Source organism: Mesorhizobium sp., from assembly GCF_004962925.1.
Taxonomy (GTDB): domain Bacteria; phylum Pseudomonadota; class Alphaproteobacteria; order Rhizobiales; family Rhizobiaceae; genus Mesorhizobium.
This window is the reverse complement of record NZ_SUEO01000464.1, coordinates 1-319: the sequence shown is the minus strand read 5'-3', so window position 1 is coordinate 319 and position 319 is coordinate 1. Positions and strand designations below refer to the sequence as shown.

Annotated in this window: 1 protein-coding gene; it reads right to left on the bottom strand. The window is 60.8% G+C overall.

Annotated features, from left to right (window positions below; all coding sequences use genetic code 11):
* Positions 1-89: 89 nt before the first annotated feature.
* A partial coding sequence (tnpB, locus tag E5W87_RS36255) for an IS66 family insertion sequence element accessory protein TnpB (protein ID WP_367118922.1) occupies positions 90-319 on the bottom strand: 230 nt, incomplete at its 5' end.

The window sequence follows — 319 nt, the reverse complement described above, 5'->3', positions numbered from 1 at the left end:
GTGCTTGCGGAGCTTCGGCCTGCGCTTCGCAAATGGATTGTCCTTCAGGTGCGGCAGCTTCAGCGCCTTGCTCTGTCGACGTCGATGAACTATTCCACGCGTGGCAGGCGACCGGGCAGCGGCGTGCGCTTCGGCAGAGCCTTTCCGCTTCTGTGGCACCGGATTGGGCTCGCGTCCGTCCCAAAAAAGGATATCAAAAGCGAGGCATTCTTGCCGCGGAAGACGAACACATGGCCGGAGAACGGGTCCTTCTTGAGCTGTTCCTGGATGAGCGTGGCAAGACCGTCGAGACCTTTGCGCATGTCGGTGTAGCCGAGCG